Here is a 20,742-nt window from a genome sequence, read left to right on the forward strand (position 1 = left end):
TGAATTCAGTGTTAGTTAGAGTTCAAATACAAAGCCTCGGGTTTTCAAATCGTTATAGATGGACTGGTCAAAGCGGTACAGCGAAGCTGCTCTGTGGGCCTGCCCTGTTTGTTTCTCTAAGCAATCGATTAACAAATTCATGTTAAGCATTTTGCGTCGGAAGTTAGGTTTGTTCAGTTTAATATTCAGTACTGCTTCGTAAATTTTTTGCAGTTCGGCAAGTGTGAATTTGGCAGGGAGAAGGTTAAACCCAATTGGCTCATGCCGTACCTTTTGACGTAGCTTAAGCAAACCTCTTTGCAGTATGTGCTGATGGTCATACATTAATGGCGGAAGCTGGTTGACTGAGAACCATCTGGCGTCTAATTCATGAGACCCTGCCATGGTTGCAAAATCTTGAGGCCTAATGAGCGTGTAGTAAGCTGTGGTAATAACACGCTCTTCCGGGTGTCTGTCTATTGAGCTGAAGGTATGAAGTTGCTCTAAGAATATATCTGTGATTCCTGTACGGGTACTCAATGTTCTTAACGCTGCTTCTTCAAGACTTTCTCCATCTTTTATCCAGTCACCAGGCAGCCCCCATTTTCCTGACGCTGGACCATGTGCGTGCTGAATGAGGAAAATTTCGAGCACACCATCACGACAACCAAATATTAGGTTGTCGACGGAAACAGAGTACATGTTAGCCTTGCATTTCTTCGAGTTGTAGGCCTCTTGTTTCAGCCACAAATTTGGCGACAAAGATGATCGATATTGCGGCGAAGAATGCGTAAATACTGTAAGCAGCGGCTAAACCGATGCCTGCCAGCATGATTGGGAATGTCATGGTAATAACAAAATTAGAAAACCATTGAAACAGTCCTGCGACGGCCAGACCGGAGCCGCGCAACTGGTTCGGAAACATTTCGCCTAGCATGACCCACATCACCGGCCCCCACGAAAAATTAAAAAACATCACGTAGGCATTTGCGGCGACCAGGGCGACCTTACCCATATGGTCAGTCAGAACCAATTCTCCGCTGGAAAAATCGGCCGTGGCAAAGGCATAAGCTACGGTAGTGAGTGTCGCGGCCATTCCTATAGAACCAATTAGCAACAGCGGTTTACGCCCTATTTTGTCGATCAATACAAGCGCCAGCACAACCGCTGCGATGCTTAATACGCCGGACAGAATGTTTATTTGTAGTGCGTCGTTTTCGGAAAATCCAACAGATTGCCAAAGCACAGCGCCGTAATAGAAAACAACATTGATACCAACCAGTTGCTGAAAAGTGGCTAATCCAATACCGACCCAAACGATTTTTCTTACCCTTCCCGTCGTATCCATCAAGTCGGTGAGTCTGGGATTGTGACCATCGTCGGCCAGTGAAGAGGCTATTTCATCCGTCATTTTTTGTGCTGACGACTCATTAAATAGACGCCCTAGCACTAATGATGCTTGTTCTTTTTTTCCCTTTAGAACAAGAAAACGGGGGCTTTCTGGAATCAGTAGCAGGCTAAAGAAAAACAAAGTGGCCGGAAACAGTTCAATCCAGAACATCCACCGCCAGGCCTCGTAACCTAGCCAAAATTCTTGTACAGAACCACCAGCGCTGTTTGCCAAGATGTAGTTTGAAAAAAACGCCGCCGACAGGCCACAAATGATGGCGACTTGTTGAATTGTAGCGAGTCGCCCCCTGATCTCAGCCGGTGCTATTTCGCTGATGTAAGCGGGTGCCATGACGCTTGCTGCGCCCACAGCCAACCCACCTAATACTCGGTAGATGATGAAGGCGAATGAGGATTCTGAAATACCTGAGCCCCAGGCACTGACTATGAAAAGGACCGCGGAGATGAGCAGTAACGACCTCCTTCCTAAGCGATCAGCAAGCCTTCCAGCGAAAAATGCGCCCACAGCACACCCTAGAAGCATGGAAGCTACGTTAAAACCGGTTCCAATACTGTCGGAGTTGAAGGCTGTACGTAAGCCATCTACAGTGCCGTTAATGACACCGCTGTCAAACCCAAACAGGAATCCTCCTAAGGTGGCTACAAAGCTAATGGCTATGATCAGTGGCAGGTTATAGTTCTTCTTTGAATCCATCGGTAGCTCCAGGTTGATTTTATTTTTATTTGCTACCGAGCTTCGGGTTAAGCGCCGTAGAAGATTCGCTAAAGTATAAAGATAACTCCGGTATAGTCAATATGACTATAGTTATCGCATGCGCGAAAGTGCTCTACTGCCGAGCACAGGCTGCTCTAATCAGTGTTGAGTGCTGGTCTAAGTTTTGAGGGCCAGTGAGTACGGGCGCTAATCATCGAATGCTTCTCGGAGTAGATACATCGGTAAATCGCCGTAATTTTTTGCCATTGGCATGTAACCTACGTATTCGGTTTTATAGTCTGCACCGTGCGTTAGTGCCAGTTGAGCGGCAAAAGATTCAGTGACGTATACTTGACCGGGAGGCGTGATTGGTTCGATTCGAGCCGCGCGATTTACGTGCTCTCCAAAAAAGTTCTCGCGTTTAGTAACGGGGTCTTTAATTTCGTATATTGGCCCGAAATGAATGCCGAGTCGAAGCTCGGCTTTTTCTTGTAATTCTTCATCATTCAATTCAAGCTTTTTCAGTGCTTGTTGCATGTGAATGGCACACTGAGCGGCAATTTCGACGTTTCTTAACACAATAAAAAGGCCATCTCCCCAAGTATTCGCCATTAGCACCGCATCACCATGGTACTCGGCGTTGATGTTGTCTAACACCGTTGCTAAACAGCCCATTATTTCTTTCACGAATTTAGGCAACTTGGCATCAGATAAGCTACTGAATCCGCGAATGTCCCCGAATAATATAGCGTGAAGTTGTTTGGCGTTTTCAGCGGGTTCATCACTGGCTGATGTTGCGGGCGAATGCTGGTTAGATAGTCCAGTGTTACGTGCCAAAGACACGATGTGACTTTCGTACCCTAAATCCGTCCATATTTTATAGTCACTGTAGGTGCCAGCAACGGTGGAGGCTGTTTCTTCGTCCCAGACCAAAAGTTGCGACAGTGACGCGGCTAAATGTTGTTGTTTTAGACACGCTCGACCCATTGAATAAAGGCTGCAGTAGTTAAAGAGGGTGTTGTCTCCACGATAGTTACCTTCAGAGGAAAAACTGTGGCTGGATGCTTGTTCCCAACAGGCATCAAATCGAGTTAACCAGCGTTCACCAGAACATCCCACAGACACGCGTTTAAACTCTTCGAGGTTGAAAGGCAGCGTGATGTGTAGTTCTCCGCCCCGTCGTAAAATTGCTTCCGCAAACAGAATGTCAGCACCCGCAGCAAGTGAGCCATAACCAATGCCCACGTCCAACTGGTCTACGAGCTTTTCGATCTTTCCCGCCACTTCACTTTCCAGTGACGCAGGAAAGCGCCCAGTCGTGGAATCTGTGCTGATGATATGTCCTGCAAAATGGGCCACCCTGGGAATCTTCAACGTGTCTAATATCGCAGGGTCATTGCAGATCAAGGCCAATTGTTTTTTTGTGGCTCCCATCGCCGCTAGGTTTCCATCGGAATATTCGTTTGAGGATTCCAGTGCTTTAACCGCCAAGTCAATATTGCCCATCAAAAGATGTGCTTCGGCTTCCGATGCGTAGCGCCAATAGTTGGGTTCGGTTTGTTGGCATAGCGACAATACCGTACGCGCTAAGGAGTCTGCTTTGGTATGATCGCCCGCGAGATAGTAGGTCGTTGCCGCGTTAATTGCAGGATAAAATTCTTTTTCTTCAGTCCGTGCAAACACGGCTTCGTAAAGTTTAGCGGCGGATGTAAATCTCGATGGTTTTTTACGAGGATGACTCACCAAGGCTTTGTCTTTTACCAGCCTAGCTTCCAAGGCTGCGTAGTCGATATTGTCTATGTCGCTTAGACCGAATTCTTTATAGCGAGATTGAGCTTGGTCGGTGGCGCCAGTTCGAGCCAATGCGAGCACAGCAAGATATTGAAGCTCGCTTTCATCGGGCATGTCTTCAAGCCCGATTAAAGCCCAATCATAAGCACGTAAATATTCGCCAGTACGCATGGCTTGTTTAACTCTGCCTACAATTTGTTCATGCGCTGCTGTCATTAAACCAGTCCTTTGTTGATGTTGTTATTGCGGCGTTCGTTGAATGCCGGTTTCGGAAGCCTCTAGGTCTACCAACTCTCTTAGTTGCGGAGCCTTATTTAATAATTTTTCCAAATAGAGTGTTGAGCTCATATCGCCTTGACTGGCGGCGGCTGTGTACCACTTTACGGCTGCAATTAGGTCGCTGTTGGTTCCCAATCCAAACTCGTAGATGGTGGCCAAGCTCTTCTGAGCTTTGAGTCCACCCTGCTTTGCGGCTTTGAGGTACCAGCTCAAGGCGAGCTCATCGTTCTTAGGGACACCATTGCCCGTTGAATACCGTTCAGCTAGCCCAGTTTGAGCGTCTACATTGTCTTGTTGAGCGGCGCGAGTGAGCCAGTTGACCGCTTCCTCGGAATTTTGATAGGTCCCTTTGCCCGCTTGAAAGCGTTCACTTAACTCATATTGCGCTTGACTGTTACCGCCTTGAGCCGCTTTGGTTAACCATTGCGTAGACGCTTTGTAATTTCGAGCGATGCCTTCACCGTTTTCGTACATCTTGGCCAGAGTCAGTTGAGCGTTTTGATTACCCGCCGTTGCTCGTTCTTGCAGTTGATTGAACGCTAATTCTTTGGCGCGTCGCTCACTTTCCTGTTTTTCTCTTGCCTGTTGTTCGGCTAATTCCTGTTGTTTTAATTTTTCCAACTCGTCCGTTTGCTCAGTGCTCATTTGTGCTGAAGCAGGCGGACGATTAAGGCTTTCAGCAGAGGGAGTGTCTGTAACTGAATCCGTGGTTTGAAGCGTTGTTGGTTTCGTGACGACGGGATTTGGTTCAGAGTTGGATATCTCCGCCACTTTGTTGGGTGTACTGGGCTGGATGAGTTTTGAGGGTAGATCAAAATAGAACCAACCTCCCATGCTTGCAGCGATAAGTAACACGGCCGCGAATGGCCACTTTGGTGTCCTTTTGGTGTTATTCACTTCCAGTCGTGAATAGGACTGATCAAGAATTAAGTCTGGGGCTTCATGGTCTGAATGTGAATAAGGTTTGTCAGGGGTTTCCTCTGTATTCTCTGACATTGCCGTCTGATCGGTCATCTCTAGTGGAGCCGGTTTTTCTAAGTCCAGTCCAGCGTGTGCAGCATCAAGCTCATTTGCTAACTCAATTTCAGAGTGGGTTTCTAAGTCGTTTGAAAAATCAAACTTAGGGCTTTGTTTTTCCGCATTCGAAGAACGGCGATGGGTAATCGGTGGGTCTTTGTGGTCAGTGCGCTTATCAGGGTGTTCGCTGCTCGTTGAGTGCGCTTGATCTTCTGAACCAGGGTTAAGCAAAGCGGCGGCTCCGGCAGGAAACGACTCCGTGCTCGGCCCAGAACTAATGTCCACTGACGGCGCTTCGGCAAACAGTGGTTTTTGCTTATTGGCGGGTATTTCGTCACTGTCGTTGACCTTCTTCAAAGGCGGTTGTGGCGCTGGCACCTGATCAACGGAGGTTCTTTTTGAATCAATCGAGTTTTGAGGTGCGGCCGCTTCACGTTGGAGGATCGATAGTGTGGTTCTTAACAGGTGTTGATAGTGAACTTGGATATCCTGTCCCAGTGCCTCGAGCCAATGCGTGGCGCTTAAGAAGTATTCCATGTCTCCGGTGGGCTCAACCTCATCAAGACGAAACGGCAACACCACCACGTCTTTTTGCACCGCGCGTTCTACTTCTCGTAATACCTGTCTAGACTTGTTGGAACTTTCAGAAAAAATAACCACCATAATGGTCGAGCTCTCGATCGCCTTAACAATGGAGCCTCCCCAGGTATCCCCGGGTCTTATGTCTCTGGGGGCTACCCAGCAGTGCACGCCACCTTGTTCGAGTGCTATTACCATATCATCGGCGATTACCTTATCGGCCGCTGCATGTGAAATAAAAACGTCGTGCCCCATTCCTGATTACCTTATCAAAATCGATTGTCGCGATTTATGCCTTTTTTGACCCCACCTGATCTTACCATGCAGATTAACTGTTGGAGATAAAAAAGCAAAGGCGTATAGTTTGATAATTTAGAGACGATAGCCACCTACACGGGTGTTTTCTATGAGCAGCGTGACCGTACCAACCATCAATATTTCAAAACTCGATTTAGATACGCCAGAATTCGTCACTGAGTTTGGCGCAGCCTTTCAAGAATGGGGCTTTGTTGGTATTACAGGTCATGAGATTGAACAGAGTGTAATCTTAAAGGCGATGGATTCGGCTGAATGGTTTTTCAATTTGCCAATGTCCGAGAAGCGTCAATATCAGCAGAAAAAAAGCTGGGCCAGAGGTTACGTTCCACTGGGTACTGAAACGGCGAAAGGCTCAAAGTACAGTGATCTGAAGGAGTTCTATCACCTAGGTCGTGATAACGCCGATGAACACGGGTTAGAAGGTAATGTTTGGCCCGATCATCCTGGGTTTGTTTCCTCGTTTAAACGATTGCATCAAGAGCTGGATACGCTCTCGGTTAAGGTGTTGCGTGCAATGGCCATGTACCTAGGATTAGACAGTGAATTCTTCTCCGAAAAAATCGCATCCGGAGAAGCGCTGTTGCGTGTACTGCATTACCCCCCAATTACCGACCCACAAGCGCCTAACGTAAGAGCCGCGGCGCACGAAGACATCAATTTGATAACGTTGTTAGTTGGTTCTGAACAAGAAGGATTAGAGGTCTTAAGTAGACGAGGGCAATGGGTGCCTATCACGATGATAGAGGGAACCATTATTTGTAATTTGGGCGATATGATGCAGCGCCTTACTAATGGAAAATTGCCGTCCACCACACATCGTGTAGTGAACCCAAAAGGCGCACGAGGAAGGCAGAGCCGCTATTCTGTGCCTTTCTTTGTTCATCCCGACCCTGCTATGTCGTTAGCTTGTTTGCCCCAGTGTTGTGATGTTAACAATCCTAAACAATACCCAGACTTAAGCGCGGGAGACTACCATCAGCAACGGTTACGAGAGATTGGCTTTAAATAATACTAAGAACCATGACTAAGAAGATCATTAATTACGGTTCCATAAACATCGATTATGTTTACCGAACGCCGCATTTTGTAAGACCAGGAGAGACGTTGCATGCTGAGTCTTTTACCAAAGGATTGGGCGGGAAAGGCGCAAACCAGTCAGTGGCTATTGCCAGATCCGGAGGACACGTAGTTCATGTGGGGCAACTATCCACCTTGGATCGATGGGCAAGGGATGTATTGGTAAACGCCGGTGTGCTGGTCGACTTTATTGATGAGGTTGACGACGCCAGCGGTCACGCGATTATTCAGGTGGATAGTGACGGTGAAAATGCCATTTTGTTGCACGGTGGCGCTAATCAATCTGTAGACATTAAGAGCTTGGAAAAAGCCATGGAAGAAACGGATGATGTTGAATACCTATTGCTTCAAAACGAGTGCAACAACAGTGAACTGGCCATCAATGCAGCACTTACTAATAAGATAAAAGTCGCATTTAACCCAGCGCCCATGAGCCAAGACGTCGCCAGTCTGAACTTAGAGCAGCTTGATACATTGATTGTCAATGAACTGGAAGCACAGGCGTTGACTGGTAGCCGTAATATCAATGACAGTATTTCGTTTTTCGTTACACGCTTACCTGCCACTCGAGTGGTGATGACATTGGGTGCGAAAGGTTCGATATTGGTAAACGGGGGTAATGTAGTAGAATTCCCATCGACTTCCGTTGACGTGATTGATACAACCGGAGCGGGCGATACGTTTGTTGGATACTTTTTACAAAGCTTAGTGTCTGGATTAGACGATATGTCTGCTCTGGAAATAGCAAGTTCCGCCGCGGCGTTGGCGGTGACTGAACGTGGCGCAATCAACGCGATACCTAACATTGAGAGAGTGACTGAATTTATACATGGATAAGTTAATTATCGACACAGACCCAGGCATCGACGACGCTCAGGCTATCGCGTTTGCGCTTGCTCATCCGGGTATAGATCTATTGGGTTTGACGACCGTTTTTGGTAATGCCAGTATCGAAGTGACGACTCAGAACGCATTGTCGCTGTTAGCGCAATTCGGATACCCTGACCTACCTGTGGCCAGAGGGGCTGAGCAGCCATTGGCGATAGATCGTTTTCCTGCTCCGGATTTCGTGCATGGGAAGGATGGCCTAGGTAACGCTGACATAGAGCCGTCCGCCAGCCGCCCTATTTCGGAATCTGCCGCTGAGTATATTGTTCGCAGTGCCAAGGAGCATGAGGGTGAGTTGACCTTGGTTGCAATTGGGCCGTTGACTAATATTGCCACGGCACTTCAATTAGATCCAGATCTACCGCGGAGAGTGAAAAAGCTTGTAGTGATGGGCGGAACGGTCACCGCACCGGGAAATGTGAGCCCCGTTGCTGAAGCCAATTTTGTGAATGATCCTCATGCCGCGGACTTGGTGTGCGGGCAAGATTGGCCGCTTACGATCATTGGTTTGGACGTGACAATGAAAACCGCGTTAACAGATTCGATGTTTGAGAGGATAAAACAACACGGCGGTTCGGTGGGTGATTTTCTGTGGCGAAGCAGCCGGTTTTACGTTGATTTTTATAGCGCGCTATCAGAGCCATTGAGTTCTGAGCGTGCGTGCGCCATGCATGATGCCAGTGCGGTAGTTTTCGCAGTTAACCCCGAACTCTTTGTTACCAACAGTGGCGTTGCACGGGTAGTGACGGATGGAATGGCTCAAGGGCAGCTGATAGTGGATAGAGGGAGCGAACCCTACTTGTTGCGCTTTTGGGAAGACCGCCCTAAGGTTAGCTTCGCGATGAAGGTAGATGACCAAGCGGTGCTCAGTTTGTTCTTAGATACCCTCACTAATACAGCTAACAACTCCTGTTCTAACTAAATGGCGAAACTCTACTTTTATTATTCGACCATGAATGCGGGTAAGTCCACGACGCTGCTGCAGTCGAGTTTTAACTACCGAGAGCGCGGGATGCATACGTTGTTATTGACCGCGGCGTTTGATGATCGGTTTGAGGTTGGAAAAGTCGCCTCGAGAATTGGTCTAGAGCAGGAAGCGGATTTGTTCGATGGCGACATAAATTTGTTTCAACACGTCATTACTCGACATGCCGAAAAAGCGATTGATTGTGTTTTGGTGGATGAATCGCAGTTCTTAACAAAAGATCAAGTTTGGCAGCTCACCGAAGTCTGTGATCAGTTGAAGATACCTGTCCTTTGCTATGGCATTAGGACGGATTTTCAAGGAGAGCTGTTTCCTGGAAGCCAATGGTTATTGGCGTGGGCTGATGAGCTGCATGAATTGAAAACAATCTGTCATTGTGGCTCGAAAGCCAATATGGTGGTGAGGGTGGATGAGCAGGGACAGGCTATTCAAGAAGGTACACAAATCGAAATAGGCGGAAATGATCGCTATGTCTCATTGTGTCGCCGACATTTCAAACAGGTTTATTCGGAACCATAAAGTAGGCTTACGCTGGTGGCTGCACTTGAATTAAGAGCACAACGACTGTGCCATGCCTATTTCAGGTGGATTTTTATCGAGGGTGTCATGGATGTAATGATTTCTATCAAAATAACATTTTGTCTTATACTCTCGATAAGGCGTTGAGTGGAATCCTTTCGATGCGCCTGCGTATCGATCTTTGAACTGGCCAGCAATAATAAAATTGAGGGATTCAGACCCACTAATTAGCCTTGCTACCTAACCATAATTATTAAGAGAAAGCGATGAATACCATACTTAAAACATTAACTCTGGGTGCGTTACTTGCCAACAGTTCGTCTGTTTTGGCTGGCGATTTTTTCATAGGCGTTACCGGTGGACAATCTAATTTTTCAGAACTTAATGAAGCGTGCGATGAACTGATAGACGACAATCGATTGATTGGTGGATTTCCAGTAAGTTGCCGTGTTACCGAAGACTCAGACACCGTTCTTGGAGTAAACGCGGGTTATAACTTCAACAGCTTCATAGGCGTCGAAGCGGGTTACTTAGATCTTGGCGAATACGAAGCCGACTTTTCGGTGGCGGGTTTAAGTGTGCCCGCGACGGCCACATTAGATCTGGCGTATGCTGGGCTCGTTTTATCAGCACCTTTAAGCGAAGCATTCTCAGTTTCCGGTCGAGTTGGTGGCGTTAACGCTAATGTGGAAGTCACCTCCCTGGGATTTAACCTAGAATTAGAAGATGAAACCACGGCCTTTGTTGGGGCGTCATTGGATTATCGTTTCACCGATCATTTGAGTCTTCAAATCCGCTATGATGATTTGGATGTGGTTGACATTACCAGTGCGGGAATTCGATACCACTTTTAACGCTCTTTGCATTCAACCGTTATCAAGGATTAGAGATAACGTGCTGTAATCTTCACACAACGGCAGTAGCCGCTAAAGTCAGATGTAATCAGTTGCATCTGACTTTTCTATTAGATCGCCTTTTTAACTGGAAAGTTACACTTTTATAAATAAGAAAATTTATAAATTGTTGATTTAAAACGAAATAATTATTTTTTATCTCTGAAGTATAACGTGAGAAGTCATTGCTGACGATTACGTCATATGCTGACCCCAACTTCGATGGAGGCAGTGTATGAAACGTGACGTAAAGCAAAGTAATAAGGTGATTTTGGTATTGGGAGGTCGAGGCTTTATTGGCCGACATGTCGTTGATACCTTGCGCAATCGAGGGCATCGAGTGGTGGTAGGAAGCCGCTACGCTGGGCAAGATGGGGAGACGTTGAAAGTGCCGTTCCACCTTCAAGCAAATCAGGCTGCCATAGTTAAGCAATTGTCACGCTTTGACGTGGTGATTAATGCGGTGGGGATTCTTAGAGAGCGATGGGGAGAAACGTATGACCTTATTCACCACCGTTTTGTCGAACAGTTAGCAAACGCCTGTGCGAAACATCATATTCGGTTTATTCACGTCTCGGTGCTTGGCCTACACAATACTTTTCAAAGTAGGTTCTTGACCAGTAAGAGGTTGGGTGAAACCGCGATTAAGAAGGCAGGGGGAGACTTTATTATTGTTCGCCCTTCTTTAATAGATGGACAGGGTGGCTACGGAGCCAAGTGGTTTCGACGAGTTGCAAAATGGCCTTTCCACTTTCTGCCCAGTAATGCGCGCGGCGTGTTGGCGCCTATTCACGTCTTGGATCTCGCAATGGCGATCGCCGTATTAAGCGAAAACAAAGACATTTTAGGCGGCGATCGGATCGTTGAGCTAGGTGGGCGTGATCGATTAACCACGTTCGAATATTTAGCGTTACTTCGAGGAAAGCCGCCCGTGGCGACGTTTAGAATCCCGGCATGGATCGCCAGATTGTTCGCACACGTCTGTGATTGCTTGCATTTAACGCCATTGTCTTTCGGTCATTATGAGCTCCTTAAGTTTGATAATGTACCAAATATTAACCGCCTTACGGATCTGATTGGGACTAAACCGAGAGAGCTTGGCGTGGAAAGCGTTAACGGAAAGTTAGGCTGGGGAGGTGCTTATGTTGCATAGCAATTACATCAATCCCAGAATTGAATTTGAAGATCTGGCCAATGGGGATGCTGAGCACGGAGAGGTTATGTTTAGCTTTTCTGCATTTTTGTGGCTTGTGCCAATGTTGCTGATAGGCACGCTAGGCAGCGCGCTCACGGTCTCCGTGGGAGCGGTCGTTCTGTTTGTGATCACTACGTTGATCACACTGTGTTTTGGGCACTCTCTGGGGATGCATCGTCGATTTATTCACCGAAGTTATCGTTGTCCAAGGTGGATGGAGCTGATGTTTCTGCACCTGGGAACCTTGGTTGGACTGGCGGGCCCAATTGGGATGCTGACCACTCACGATTTACGAGACTGGGCGCAACGACAAGCTTGCTGCCATCCCTTTCTTTGCCATGATGGCGGTTGGATGAAAGACCTGTATTGGCAGCTCCTTTGCAATATTAAGCTTAGTAACCCACCGCTGATCAGTATTGAGAATGACATTCTTAACGATCCTTGGGTACGTTGGATCGAGCGCACCTGGATGCTGCAGCAACTCCCATGGGCTGCTCTGTTTTACGTGCTGGGTGGTTGGGGGTGGGTGTGTTGGGGTATTTGCTCCAGAGTATCGGTGGGCGTTGTTGGTCATTGGTTAATTGGCTATTTGGCTCACAATAAAGGGCATCGTCATTGGCATGTGAAAAATGTTGCCGTACAAGGTCATGATATTCCCTGGACATCCTTATTAACCATGGGGGAATGCTGGCACAATAACCATCACGCTTTCCCCTATTCAGCGAAACTAGGTCTGTTTAAGGGTCAATGGGATCCAGGCTGGGAAGTGCTAAAGCTGTTGGAAAAAGCAGGCTTAGTCAGCGACTTATGTGTACCAGACCTAGTAACGTTAAGGCCGGAACTAGAATGGTATACACCGAACCCTATTTCGGATTGAGTCGCTTTTTGTAACCGCGGTTTTCTCCTTTGAATATACACATCAAACTTAGTGTCTTATCTGTAGAGAAAATCAATGTTGAGTTTTGGCTAACGAGATAGCACTTACAGTTCGTAGGGCTCGTCGTTCATGATCTTGGCTAATCCAAAAATGGTTCTGTAAAGAACCCAAAGCCAAGTGACACCAAGAATAGCAATACCAATGACAGCCCAAATTAGCAGGCAACCGACGACGGTCCAAAATACAGACCACCAAAACGTTCTGATGGCGTTAGTGTAATGACTGTAGTAAATCGTGCCGCGCGAACTACTGCGAGTGAACATGGCCCAAACGGCACCAATGAACAATGGGATGGCGGTGAATAGTCCAATCGCCATTAGGATGTACGATATTGAAGCGTGAGTCTTGCTGTCGCCGCTGTGGGTAACGTTTTCATTGAGCGTGGTGTTCATGTGTTCTCCTTGAAAGTGGCTCGCACATCACTTTGTGCTTTAAAAGAATATGAGGGCAAACGTGATGAATTCAAGATGAACTATTCAGCGTTTCCTTGATAAGCGTAGAGTAGTTCAGGCGATTATCTCAGGTATAGTAAGCGATTGCGGTGTGGCTGGGTCTATAGACTATAACGATAAATGCAACAGCCGAAGGCGGTATGATGAGTCAGGGTCAAGGAGCAGTAAATTGTGCAACGCAAGGTGTTATCGAGCGTGAGGGTCAGGCCGGCAAAATACCCAATGCGGCTAAAAATTTAGTGATCATTGGCGGTGGCTTTGCAGGCGTTGCCTTAGCCAAGCGTTTGGAAAAAACGATGCCCAAGGAATGGGAGATTTATCTACTTAGCAAAACAAATTTCATCACCTATAACCCTTTGCTACCGGAAGTGATTGGTGCATCAATTCTGCCTGGACACGTACAGGCGCCCGTCCGTTTAATGCTAAAACGGACTCGAATCAGAATGGTGACGGTAGACAGCATCGATTATCAAGCCGGGGTGATCCATTATCATAATGATCAACAAGGCTCATTAAAGTTCGATCAGTTAGTGCATGCTTCAGGGGTGCAAGCCAACATGGATATGTTGCCCGGTTTACGCGAACATACGTTACCATTGAAAACGGTGGGCGATGCGTTGCACATTCGAAATCAAGTGATCGAAAGGTTGGAGCAAGCAACGATTCATCCTGACGATGCTAGACGCAGAGAATTGACTTCTTTTGTGATTTTAGGGGGAGGATTTAGCGGTGTAGAGACAGCGGGTGAGCTGGAGGACTTTCTAAGGTCAGCTCAGCGTTACTATAAAAATGTGGATATTGAGGACTGTACCGTGACGCTGATCCATGGGACCGATAGAATTCTTCCCGAACTGCCAGCAAAATTGTCAGCTAAGACTCTGGACAATTTCACTAAACGAAATATCAAGGTAATGCTTAACGAGCGAGCCGAGAGACTCGAAAAAGAGCAGGTCATATTAAAGAGTGGAAAAGTCATTCACGGAGCAACAATAATTTGTACTATCGGCACGACGCCTAATGCCTTTATTAAAACGACTTTATTGCCAAGCGAGCGCGGTAAGTTAGTCACGAGGCCAGATATGTCTATTGATGCTTTTTCTGGACTTTGGGCGATGGGAGATTGCGCGTTGGTTCCAAACCGTCAGTCGGCAGGGCCATGTCCACCAACCGCCCAGTTTGCCAACCAACAAGCGAAAGTCTTGGCAAAGAACATCGTCGCTAATATTAATCATAAACCTACCATCGAGTTCAGTTATAAACCCTTGGGTATGTTGGCGTCGATTGGTCACAATAAGGCCGTTGCGCAAATTTTCGGAATGCAGTTCAGCGGCATCATTGGTTTCATGATGTGGCGCGGCGTCTATCTTCTTAAGGTTCCCACTGTGGCGCGCAAAGTCAGGCTTTTTTTGGAGTGGAATTGGGCCATGTTCTTTCCCCCTGACATTGCTCATTTAGGGTTCAAAAGATCAAGCGACGACTAACGCTGGGTTAATCCGAGTCGGTGGTTTGATCTATTGCGCGGTCACGGTCACAAGCTTCCTAGCCCATACTATTTTCTTGTTGCCAGACATATAGCGTATTTCATAGTCGCCGGCTTCTTTTGGGGCCTTTAGATTTGTTGTTACCTTATTGTTGGTGTAAGCGAAAGCTTGATACGCACCATCATCGGCAGCGTCTTTTGGGTAGATGCCGACGTATTCTCCTTGCTGTCCCTTGTTCTCCCAACTGACCTTGAGCGGCTTTGCAACGATCGCTGTGTCAGGGGCCGACAGCGATTCGGACCTACCCGTAACGCTGATAGGTGATTCATACCAGACACTATTATCTGCGCCGCTGACGTATCTAATCACGTATTCGCCAGGAGCTTGCGGTGCCTTTAATTCTGCCTGCGTATTAGCCTTAAGGTATCGATACGTTAAATAACTTTTGCCTTGGGTCTCCGATTCGGCGATGGAAATGTAGTCGCCACGATTAGCGGGGCCTTCCCACTTTAGTTTCAACAGCGTTCCTGCAATAGTGGCTTTAGGAGCAGTTATTGAGATGGTTGGCATTTGAATTTCGACTGGCGCGTTGGCCCAAATCGTTTTGTTTTGTCCAGAGATATACCGTATTTGATAGATCCCCGCTTTAGCTGGGAGCCTCAATTTTGTTGCTTCCCCAGCTTTTACGTACCGATAACTAAAATACTCTTTGGGGCTTTGTGTGTCTTCTGCCACGGTAAGGTAGTCGCCTTTGTTTGCTGGTCCAGACCATGAAACAAGAACCTCAGCGCCGGCGACTTGGGGCTCGAGTTTGGTGATGGATACGTCAACTGCATCAACTTCAATGGGGGTTGTAAACCAAATGCTCTTTCCGTCGCCAGACACATACCTCAGCTCATACTTGCCTTCGGTGTCGGGTAAGCGGATATTAGTTGGGCTTCCTTTGGCAATGTAGGCGTAATTAACATACGTTTTACTTGGCGATTCGGGCGTTGAGATGGCTAAATAGTCCCCGCGCTTATTTGGTCCTACCCATGCGACGGAAATAGACGAGCCAGCCTTTCCTTTGGCCGGAGCTTCTAAGCTGATGCTTGGGGTGGTGATGGTCAGTGGTTTGCGCGCAATGATGGTGTTTTTCGCAGCATCAAAAAAACGGATTTGATATTTTCCTGGGTGGCTGCTCACTTTATGCTCAATTGAGGAAAGGGTCCCGATTGATTTACGGCTAGGTTTAAGGTGATCAGCCGCATCACTGGGGGTGATGACGATATAGTCTTTTGCCGCGACATCGCCTTTCCATGAGACAGAAACCGTTGCGCCAGCTTGAACTGAATCCGGGGCCAAAAGTTTGATGTCTCCTTCGGATCGCGCCGAGAGCTTTTCTGGCCGATCTGAGACGACGCTTTGTGTTGGGTCGTCACCACCATCATTATTAGGAGTAAGAACGCTGAAAGATATAAAACCCAATACAAACACAAGGGCAAGACCGGTTAGTAGAATGGGCAGCTTCGACGGTGAAGGACTTCCTGTTGGTTTTGCGGACGGCTTAACGTTTGGCTGCTGTCCGGCGTTAGACTTAAGGGTGGGAGAACTTTTGATCTCAGCCGACTTCGGGTTCCCCAGTATGGAACTGACGGTCGCCTTAAGTTCCTGAAGGTGAGCATCCAGTTCTGGTGAAACAGCGTCTAGCCAATGTGTGGAGCTTAGAAAGTATTCCATATCACGAGTTGGTTGTACGTCTTCGATGCGGTACGGAACAACCACAATGTCGTGCTGAACCGCGCGTTCAACCTCTCGCATGACTTGCTTGGAGGAATTGGATTGAGCTGAAAAAACCACGACCATAACGCGGCAAGATTCTATTGCTTCTACAATCGCACCACCCCAGGAATCACCAGGTCTAATATCTCTGGGCGCAATCCAGCATCGAATTTTTGCTTGCTCAAGCGATGCAGTGACCGCGTCAGCGATTGTCTTATCCTTAGACGAGTGCGAAATAAATACGTCGTATGCCATTGACCACCTATAGAAGTTTCAGATTTCAATGGCGGTCTTTGCCGTTGAAATTAGCTCGATTAGTCTTTCTTTTCTATCCAAGAGGTTGCCACGACACAGGCTTGCTTGGCAATACCTCATGTGGGGGGTATTCCGCCTTAATTCTCACTGTGTCGCAGGTGTGGGCTTTGGCTTTATTGTACAAAGAGTCAATAATTGCATGTTTTATGTCAATCCAGTGGCAATCAAATTAGTCTACAATGACAAATATAACACCATTATATTTTGATTCTGGTAGCGCCAGAAATCTTCAATGACTTTGAGAAGTACCCATGAAAACAGCAATTACAGAATTATTCGACATCGAGCACCCTATCATTCAAGGAGGCATGCATTACGTTGGTCTAGCTGAGTTGGCGGCAGCGGTATCTAATGCCGGTGGATTAGGCACTATTACAGGTTTAACTCAGCGCACGCCTAAAGACCTAGCCAATGAAATAGCGCGATGCAAAGACATGACGGATAAGCCGTTTGCGGTCAACCTTACCTTTTTGCCCACGGTGAACGCACCAGATTATCCTGGCTATGTTAAGGCTATTATTGAAGGCGGTGTCACCGTGGTGGAAACCGCCGGACGCAATCCAGTGGAAGTGATGCCCTATTTGAAGGAGGCCGGAGTAAAGGTTATTCATAAATGCACGTCAGTACGGCATGCTCTGAAGGCTCAAAGTATTGGTTGTGATGCGGTGTCCGTCGATGGGTTCGAATGTGGTGGTCATCCAGGTGAAGATGATATCCCGAATATGATTTTATTACCTAGAGCGGCAGATGAGCTAGAAATCCCCTTTGTCTCATCCGGTGGGATGGCTGACGGGCGTTCATTAGTGGCGTCCATTGCCATGGGTGCTCAAGGTATGAATATGGGCACGCGTTTCATTGCAACCAAGGAAGCGCCAGTTCATGACAACGTTAAGCAGGCTATTTTGCAAGCCACTGAACTTGATACCCGACTGGTAATGCGCCCCTTGAGGAATACCGAGAGAGTGCTAAACAATGAGGCCGTAGAACGCATTCTCGCGACTGAAAAAGAGAAAGGAGACGATCTGCAGTTTGAGGATATACTTGAGGAAGTGGCCGGCGTTTACCCTCGTATTATGCAAGAAGGTGAAATGGAAATTGGTGCCTGGTCTTGCGGAATGGTTGCTGGGCTGATTAACGACGTTCCAAGTTGTGATGACTTGGTGAGTCGCATCATGCAAGAGGCACAAGAAATAATTAATGATCGCCTGAGCGGCATGTTACAGGCTTAGTGGTAAATAGGAGAATATTGTGGTTTCACTGAATATTGAAAATGACATTGCGAACATAGAACTTAATGATGGCAAAGCAAACGTCATCAGCAAGCAAGTGGCGAATGAATTTATAGATGCGTTGACCGAGGCAAAAGATAATGCAAAGGCAACGATTGTGAGAGGTGCTGGCGATAAGTTTAGTGCAGGCTTTGACTTATCTGTTGTTAAGAGCAGTGGTCAGGCACAGGTCGAAATGGTGACGGCAGGCTTTAACTTACTTTACCATCTTTACTCACACCCCTTGCCTTTGTTGGCCGCATGTAATGGGCATGCGATTGGAATGGGAGCGTTTATTCTTCTGTGTTGTGATAACAGAATTGGCGCAAAACAAGACTATAAAATCGGCCTTCCCGAAACGGCAGGTGGAATGCCATTTACGCCTCTGTTGGTGACTATTCTGAGGGCTCAACTGAACCGTCAATTTTACACATCAGCGGCCTTGCAGTCGCAGATGTGTTCGCCGGATAAAGCCGTACACGCCGGATTTTTGGATATGGTTGTGGAAGCCGATAAATTGGATGCAACCGCGCAAATGGGCGCCACTCAACTCATGCAGTTGCCGACCCGTCAGTACGGTGATAATAAAGTAATGCTTAGAGCAAAACCGCTGGCAGAAATGAAGTCCGAGTTAGAAAAACTAGGCGTGAAGCACGGCTAATTCTTAAACCCGTTGCGCATTTAATGCGCAACGGGCTTTTTACTTTTCAGTGATGTTAGCGGGTGGATTTAATGGCAGAACGTAAGGATTTTTCGGTAACGGTGACAGATCATGAGATTATCGATCTTAAAGAGCGATTAGCAAAAGCGCGTCTGCCGGAAAAAGAAACAGTCGACGATTGGAGTCAAGGGATTCCTTTGCAGCTGATCTCTGAGTTAACTGAGTATTGGCGAGATGAGTACGACTGGCGGCGGTGTGAATCGAAGGTCAATGCTCATCCGCAGTTTTTGCTTAATATTGACGGCCTCGATATTCATTTTTTGCATGTAAGGTCTCCTGAACCTAAAGCTAAACCGTTGTTAATGACCCATGGTTGGCCAGGTTCAGTTATTGAGTTTTTAGACGTCATCGGGCCGTTAACAAACCCCGTTGCGCATGGAGGTAGTGCTGAAGATGCGTTTCATTTGGTTATTCCTTCGTTGCCCGGCTATGGGTATTCTGAAAAACCTGATGTGGCGGGGTGGCATGTAGAACGCATCGCATCTGCGTGGGATACGTTGATGGTTGAGCTAGGCTATTCAAGATACCTAGCTCAAGGTGGAGATTGGGGCGGAATGGTGACCGCCTTAATCGGAGAGCAGAATTTAGGACATTGTGCTGGAATTCATCTTAATCTTGTCGTTGTTGGGCCACCAGAAACAGGCATTATGGAGAGTTTGAGTGAAGAGGAGCGGCGAAGTTTGGCCCTGTTTGCGCGCTATCAACAATCCGGTGTTGGTTACGCGGCAATACAAGGGACCAGGCCGCAGACCCTTGGGTATGGTTTGGCAGACTCTCCAGTGGGGCAAATGGCTTGGATTGTCGAAAAATTCGGTGAATGGTCCAGCGCAGACTTTGTGTCGATTTATGGTCGCGATAAGTTGTTGGACAATGTTTCGTGGTATTGGTTTACAAACAGCGCGGCCTCTTCCGCACGTCTGTATTGGCACAGTTTTGTTAAACCCAGTATTGCGCCAGTTCATGTTCCTACCGCGTGTAGTATCTTTCCTCACGAGCTTATACAACCATCTCGCCGCTGGGCCGAGCAACGGTTTAAAAACATTCACTATTGGAATCAACGGGAGCGTGGTGGTCACTTCGCTGCTATGGAGCAACCAGAGATCTTTGTTGACGAGGTGCGGTCAGGCTTGAGAACCTTCTCACTGTAGAGGTACCTCTTGCTCATGTCACTGGTGCCCTTCTCTAATACAAGAATATGGTTTACATTGGTTTCTAATTTTATCGTTCTACAAACTCTGATGCACGTCTGACAGGGCTGGTAGAATTGAATCATCACACAGGTGGCTTATGAAAATAGTTGGTATCGTATTAGTACTGCTGGTTGCGCTTCTACATTTGGGGTTTTTAGTGTTGGAAATGTTCTATTGGGATCATGAAATCGGTAGAAAAATATTCAGCATGACCGTTCAGCAATCAAAGGACTCGATGGTCTTAGCGATGAACCAAGGTTTGTACAATGGTTTTTTATCAGCCGGCCTCATTTGGGGTTTGTTTTCTAAAAAGATCGACGTGATTTACTTCTTTTTGGGTTGTGTCGTCGTGGCGGGTATTTTTGGAGCGTTTACTGCAAAACCAACCATCTTTTTTACGCAGTCTGTGCCAGCCATTTTAGCCTTTGTTGCGGTTTATTTATCACGTGATGGGTATCTAAAGCGATAGTGTTAGCGTAATCATACGCCGTTTAATCGCAAGATTTTGCGCAGTTAGTTTTTAATATAAGCGAGTGACAGTGATGGATACAGTAGAGATTTTAAAGCCCGTGATGGCGATGGCCGTGTTGACATCAATAATGGCATTTTGGATGTTTTTTACCAGAATACCCGCCATGATGAGGCTAAAAATTCACCCGCAAAAAGGGCAAGATACTCGAAAGCTGCGCGACTATTTACCCCACGATGTAAATCGAGTGTCGAACAATTACAATCACTTATTTGAGCAACCAGTCGTGTTTTACGCCGTCTGCTTTTGCAGTGCTTTGTCAGGACATGTAGATTTGCTTCTAGTGTCCTTGGCGTGGGGTTACGTCGCAATCAGAGCGGCTCACTCCTTAACACAAGCTTTGTTTGATATCGTGCTGATACGTTTCTATCTTTTTGTGGCCTCTTGGTTGGTATTGACCTCAATGACTGTGTACTTGGCAGTGACGCTTTTTTAAACTCCTGTCATATTGATACAAGTGGTTG

At 47.0% G+C, this 20,742-nt stretch carries 19 protein-coding genes; 13 read left to right on the top strand and 6 right to left on the bottom strand.

The window, feature by feature from the left end; all coding sequences use genetic code 11:
• Positions 1-15: 15 nt before the first annotated feature.
• The 4 genes from ABWW54_RS02910 to ABWW54_RS02925 all read right to left on the bottom strand — a co-directional run bounded on the left by ABWW54_RS02910 (position 16) and on the right by ABWW54_RS02925 (position 6,004).
• Positions 16-681, bottom strand: a complete 666-nt coding sequence (locus ABWW54_RS02910) for an NUDIX hydrolase (RefSeq protein WP_353409927.1) — start codon at positions 679-681, stop codon at positions 16-18.
• Between the two features lies 1 nt (position 682).
• A complete protein-coding gene (locus ABWW54_RS02915; protein WP_353409929.1) occupies positions 683-2,083 on the bottom strand; it encodes a sugar porter family MFS transporter in 1,401 nt (466 codons plus the stop codon).
• A 207-nt stretch (positions 2,084-2,290) separates the two neighbouring features.
• Positions 2,291-4,090: an adenylate/guanylate cyclase domain-containing protein gene (locus tag ABWW54_RS02920; RefSeq protein ID WP_353409931.1), complete on the bottom strand. Its 1,800-nt coding sequence runs from the start codon at positions 4,088-4,090 to the stop codon at positions 2,291-2,293.
• A gap of 24 nt (positions 4,091-4,114) precedes the next feature.
• Complete coding sequence (locus tag ABWW54_RS02925; protein ID WP_353409933.1) at positions 4,115-6,004, bottom strand: TIR domain-containing protein; 1,890 nt, start codon at positions 6,002-6,004, stop codon at positions 4,115-4,117.
• A gap of 151 nt (positions 6,005-6,155) precedes the next feature.
• Here ABWW54_RS02925 and ABWW54_RS02930 point away from each other — a divergent pair, with 151 nt between their 5' ends.
• The 7 genes from ABWW54_RS02930 to ABWW54_RS02960 all read left to right on the top strand — a co-directional run bounded on the left by ABWW54_RS02930 (position 6,156) and on the right by ABWW54_RS02960 (position 12,501).
• Positions 6,156-7,076, top strand: coding sequence for an isopenicillin N synthase family dioxygenase (locus ABWW54_RS02930; RefSeq protein WP_353409936.1), 921 nt, complete (start codon positions 6,156-6,158; stop codon positions 7,074-7,076).
• 11 nt (positions 7,077-7,087) lie between these two features.
• Positions 7,088-7,981 (top strand): ribokinase, encoded by an 894-nt coding sequence (locus ABWW54_RS02935; RefSeq protein ID WP_353409938.1) that lies wholly within the window; start codon positions 7,088-7,090, stop codon positions 7,979-7,981.
• Entirely contained in the window at positions 7,974-8,954 is a 981-nt protein-coding gene (locus ABWW54_RS02940; protein WP_353409940.1) for a nucleoside hydrolase, read from the top strand. Before ABWW54_RS02935 ends, ABWW54_RS02940 begins: the two co-directional genes overlap by 8 nt.
• Complete coding sequence (locus ABWW54_RS02945; protein ID WP_353409942.1) at positions 8,955-9,536, top strand: thymidine kinase; 582 nt, start codon at positions 8,955-8,957, stop codon at positions 9,534-9,536.
• A 266-nt stretch (positions 9,537-9,802) separates the two neighbouring features.
• Complete coding sequence (locus ABWW54_RS02950; RefSeq protein WP_353409944.1) at positions 9,803-10,390, top strand: outer membrane beta-barrel protein; 588 nt, start codon at positions 9,803-9,805, stop codon at positions 10,388-10,390.
• A gap of 274 nt (positions 10,391-10,664) precedes the next feature.
• The gene (locus ABWW54_RS02955; protein ID WP_353409946.1) at positions 10,665-11,582 is read left to right on the top strand and encodes an NAD-dependent epimerase/dehydratase family protein; all 918 of its coding nucleotides are present in this window, start codon (positions 10,665-10,667) and stop codon (positions 11,580-11,582) included.
• Entirely contained in the window at positions 11,572-12,501 is a 930-nt protein-coding gene (locus tag ABWW54_RS02960) for an acyl-CoA desaturase (RefSeq protein ID WP_353409948.1), read from the top strand. Before ABWW54_RS02955 ends, ABWW54_RS02960 begins: the two co-directional genes overlap by 11 nt.
• A 104-nt stretch (positions 12,502-12,605) precedes the next feature.
• On the opposite strand, the gene ABWW54_RS02965 is transcribed toward ABWW54_RS02960, so the two are convergent.
• Entirely contained in the window at positions 12,606-12,953 is a 348-nt protein-coding gene (locus ABWW54_RS02965; RefSeq protein ID WP_353409950.1) for a DUF4870 family protein, read from the bottom strand.
• 200 nt (positions 12,954-13,153) lie between these two features.
• Here ABWW54_RS02965 and ABWW54_RS02970 point away from each other — a divergent pair, with 200 nt between their 5' ends.
• A complete protein-coding gene (locus ABWW54_RS02970; RefSeq protein WP_353409952.1) occupies positions 13,154-14,494 on the top strand; it encodes an NAD(P)/FAD-dependent oxidoreductase in 1,341 nt (446 codons plus the stop codon).
• 30 nt (positions 14,495-14,524) lie between these two features.
• Here ABWW54_RS02970 and ABWW54_RS02975 read toward each other — a convergent pair whose 3' ends face one another.
• On the bottom strand, positions 14,525-16,510 hold the full coding sequence (locus ABWW54_RS02975; protein ID WP_353409954.1) for a toll/interleukin-1 receptor domain-containing protein: 1,986 nt from the start codon (positions 16,508-16,510) through the stop codon (positions 14,525-14,527).
• Positions 16,511-16,821: 311 nt separating this feature from the next.
• On the opposite strand from ABWW54_RS02975, the gene ABWW54_RS02980 reads away from it, so the two are divergent.
• The 5 genes from ABWW54_RS02980 to ABWW54_RS03000 all read left to right on the top strand — a co-directional run bounded on the left by ABWW54_RS02980 (position 16,822) and on the right by ABWW54_RS03000 (position 20,714).
• Positions 16,822-17,799 carry an NAD(P)H-dependent flavin oxidoreductase gene (locus tag ABWW54_RS02980; protein ID WP_353409956.1) on the top strand — a complete coding sequence of 326 codons (978 nt, stop codon included), beginning with the start codon at positions 16,822-16,824 and terminating at the stop codon, positions 17,797-17,799.
• 19 nt (positions 17,800-17,818) lie between these two features.
• Positions 17,819-18,499, top strand: a complete 681-nt coding sequence (locus ABWW54_RS02985) for a crotonase/enoyl-CoA hydratase family protein (RefSeq protein ID WP_353409958.1) — start codon at positions 17,819-17,821, stop codon at positions 18,497-18,499.
• 71 nt (positions 18,500-18,570) lie between these two features.
• Positions 18,571-19,707, top strand: coding sequence for an epoxide hydrolase family protein (locus tag ABWW54_RS02990; RefSeq protein ID WP_353409960.1), 1,137 nt, complete (start codon positions 18,571-18,573; stop codon positions 19,705-19,707).
• A 139-nt stretch (positions 19,708-19,846) separates the two neighbouring features.
• Positions 19,847-20,218 (top strand): DUF1304 domain-containing protein, encoded by a 372-nt coding sequence (locus ABWW54_RS02995; protein ID WP_353409962.1) that lies wholly within the window; start codon positions 19,847-19,849, stop codon positions 20,216-20,218.
• Between the two features lie 73 nt (positions 20,219-20,291).
• Positions 20,292-20,714 carry an MAPEG family protein gene (locus tag ABWW54_RS03000; RefSeq protein WP_353409964.1) on the top strand — a complete coding sequence of 141 codons (423 nt, stop codon included), beginning with the start codon at positions 20,292-20,294 and terminating at the stop codon, positions 20,712-20,714.
• Positions 20,715-20,742 lie beyond the last annotated feature (28 nt).

This window comes from Arenicella sp. 4NH20-0111 (assembly GCF_040366405.1).
Classification (GTDB): Bacteria; Pseudomonadota; Gammaproteobacteria; order Arenicellales; family Arenicellaceae; genus Arenicella.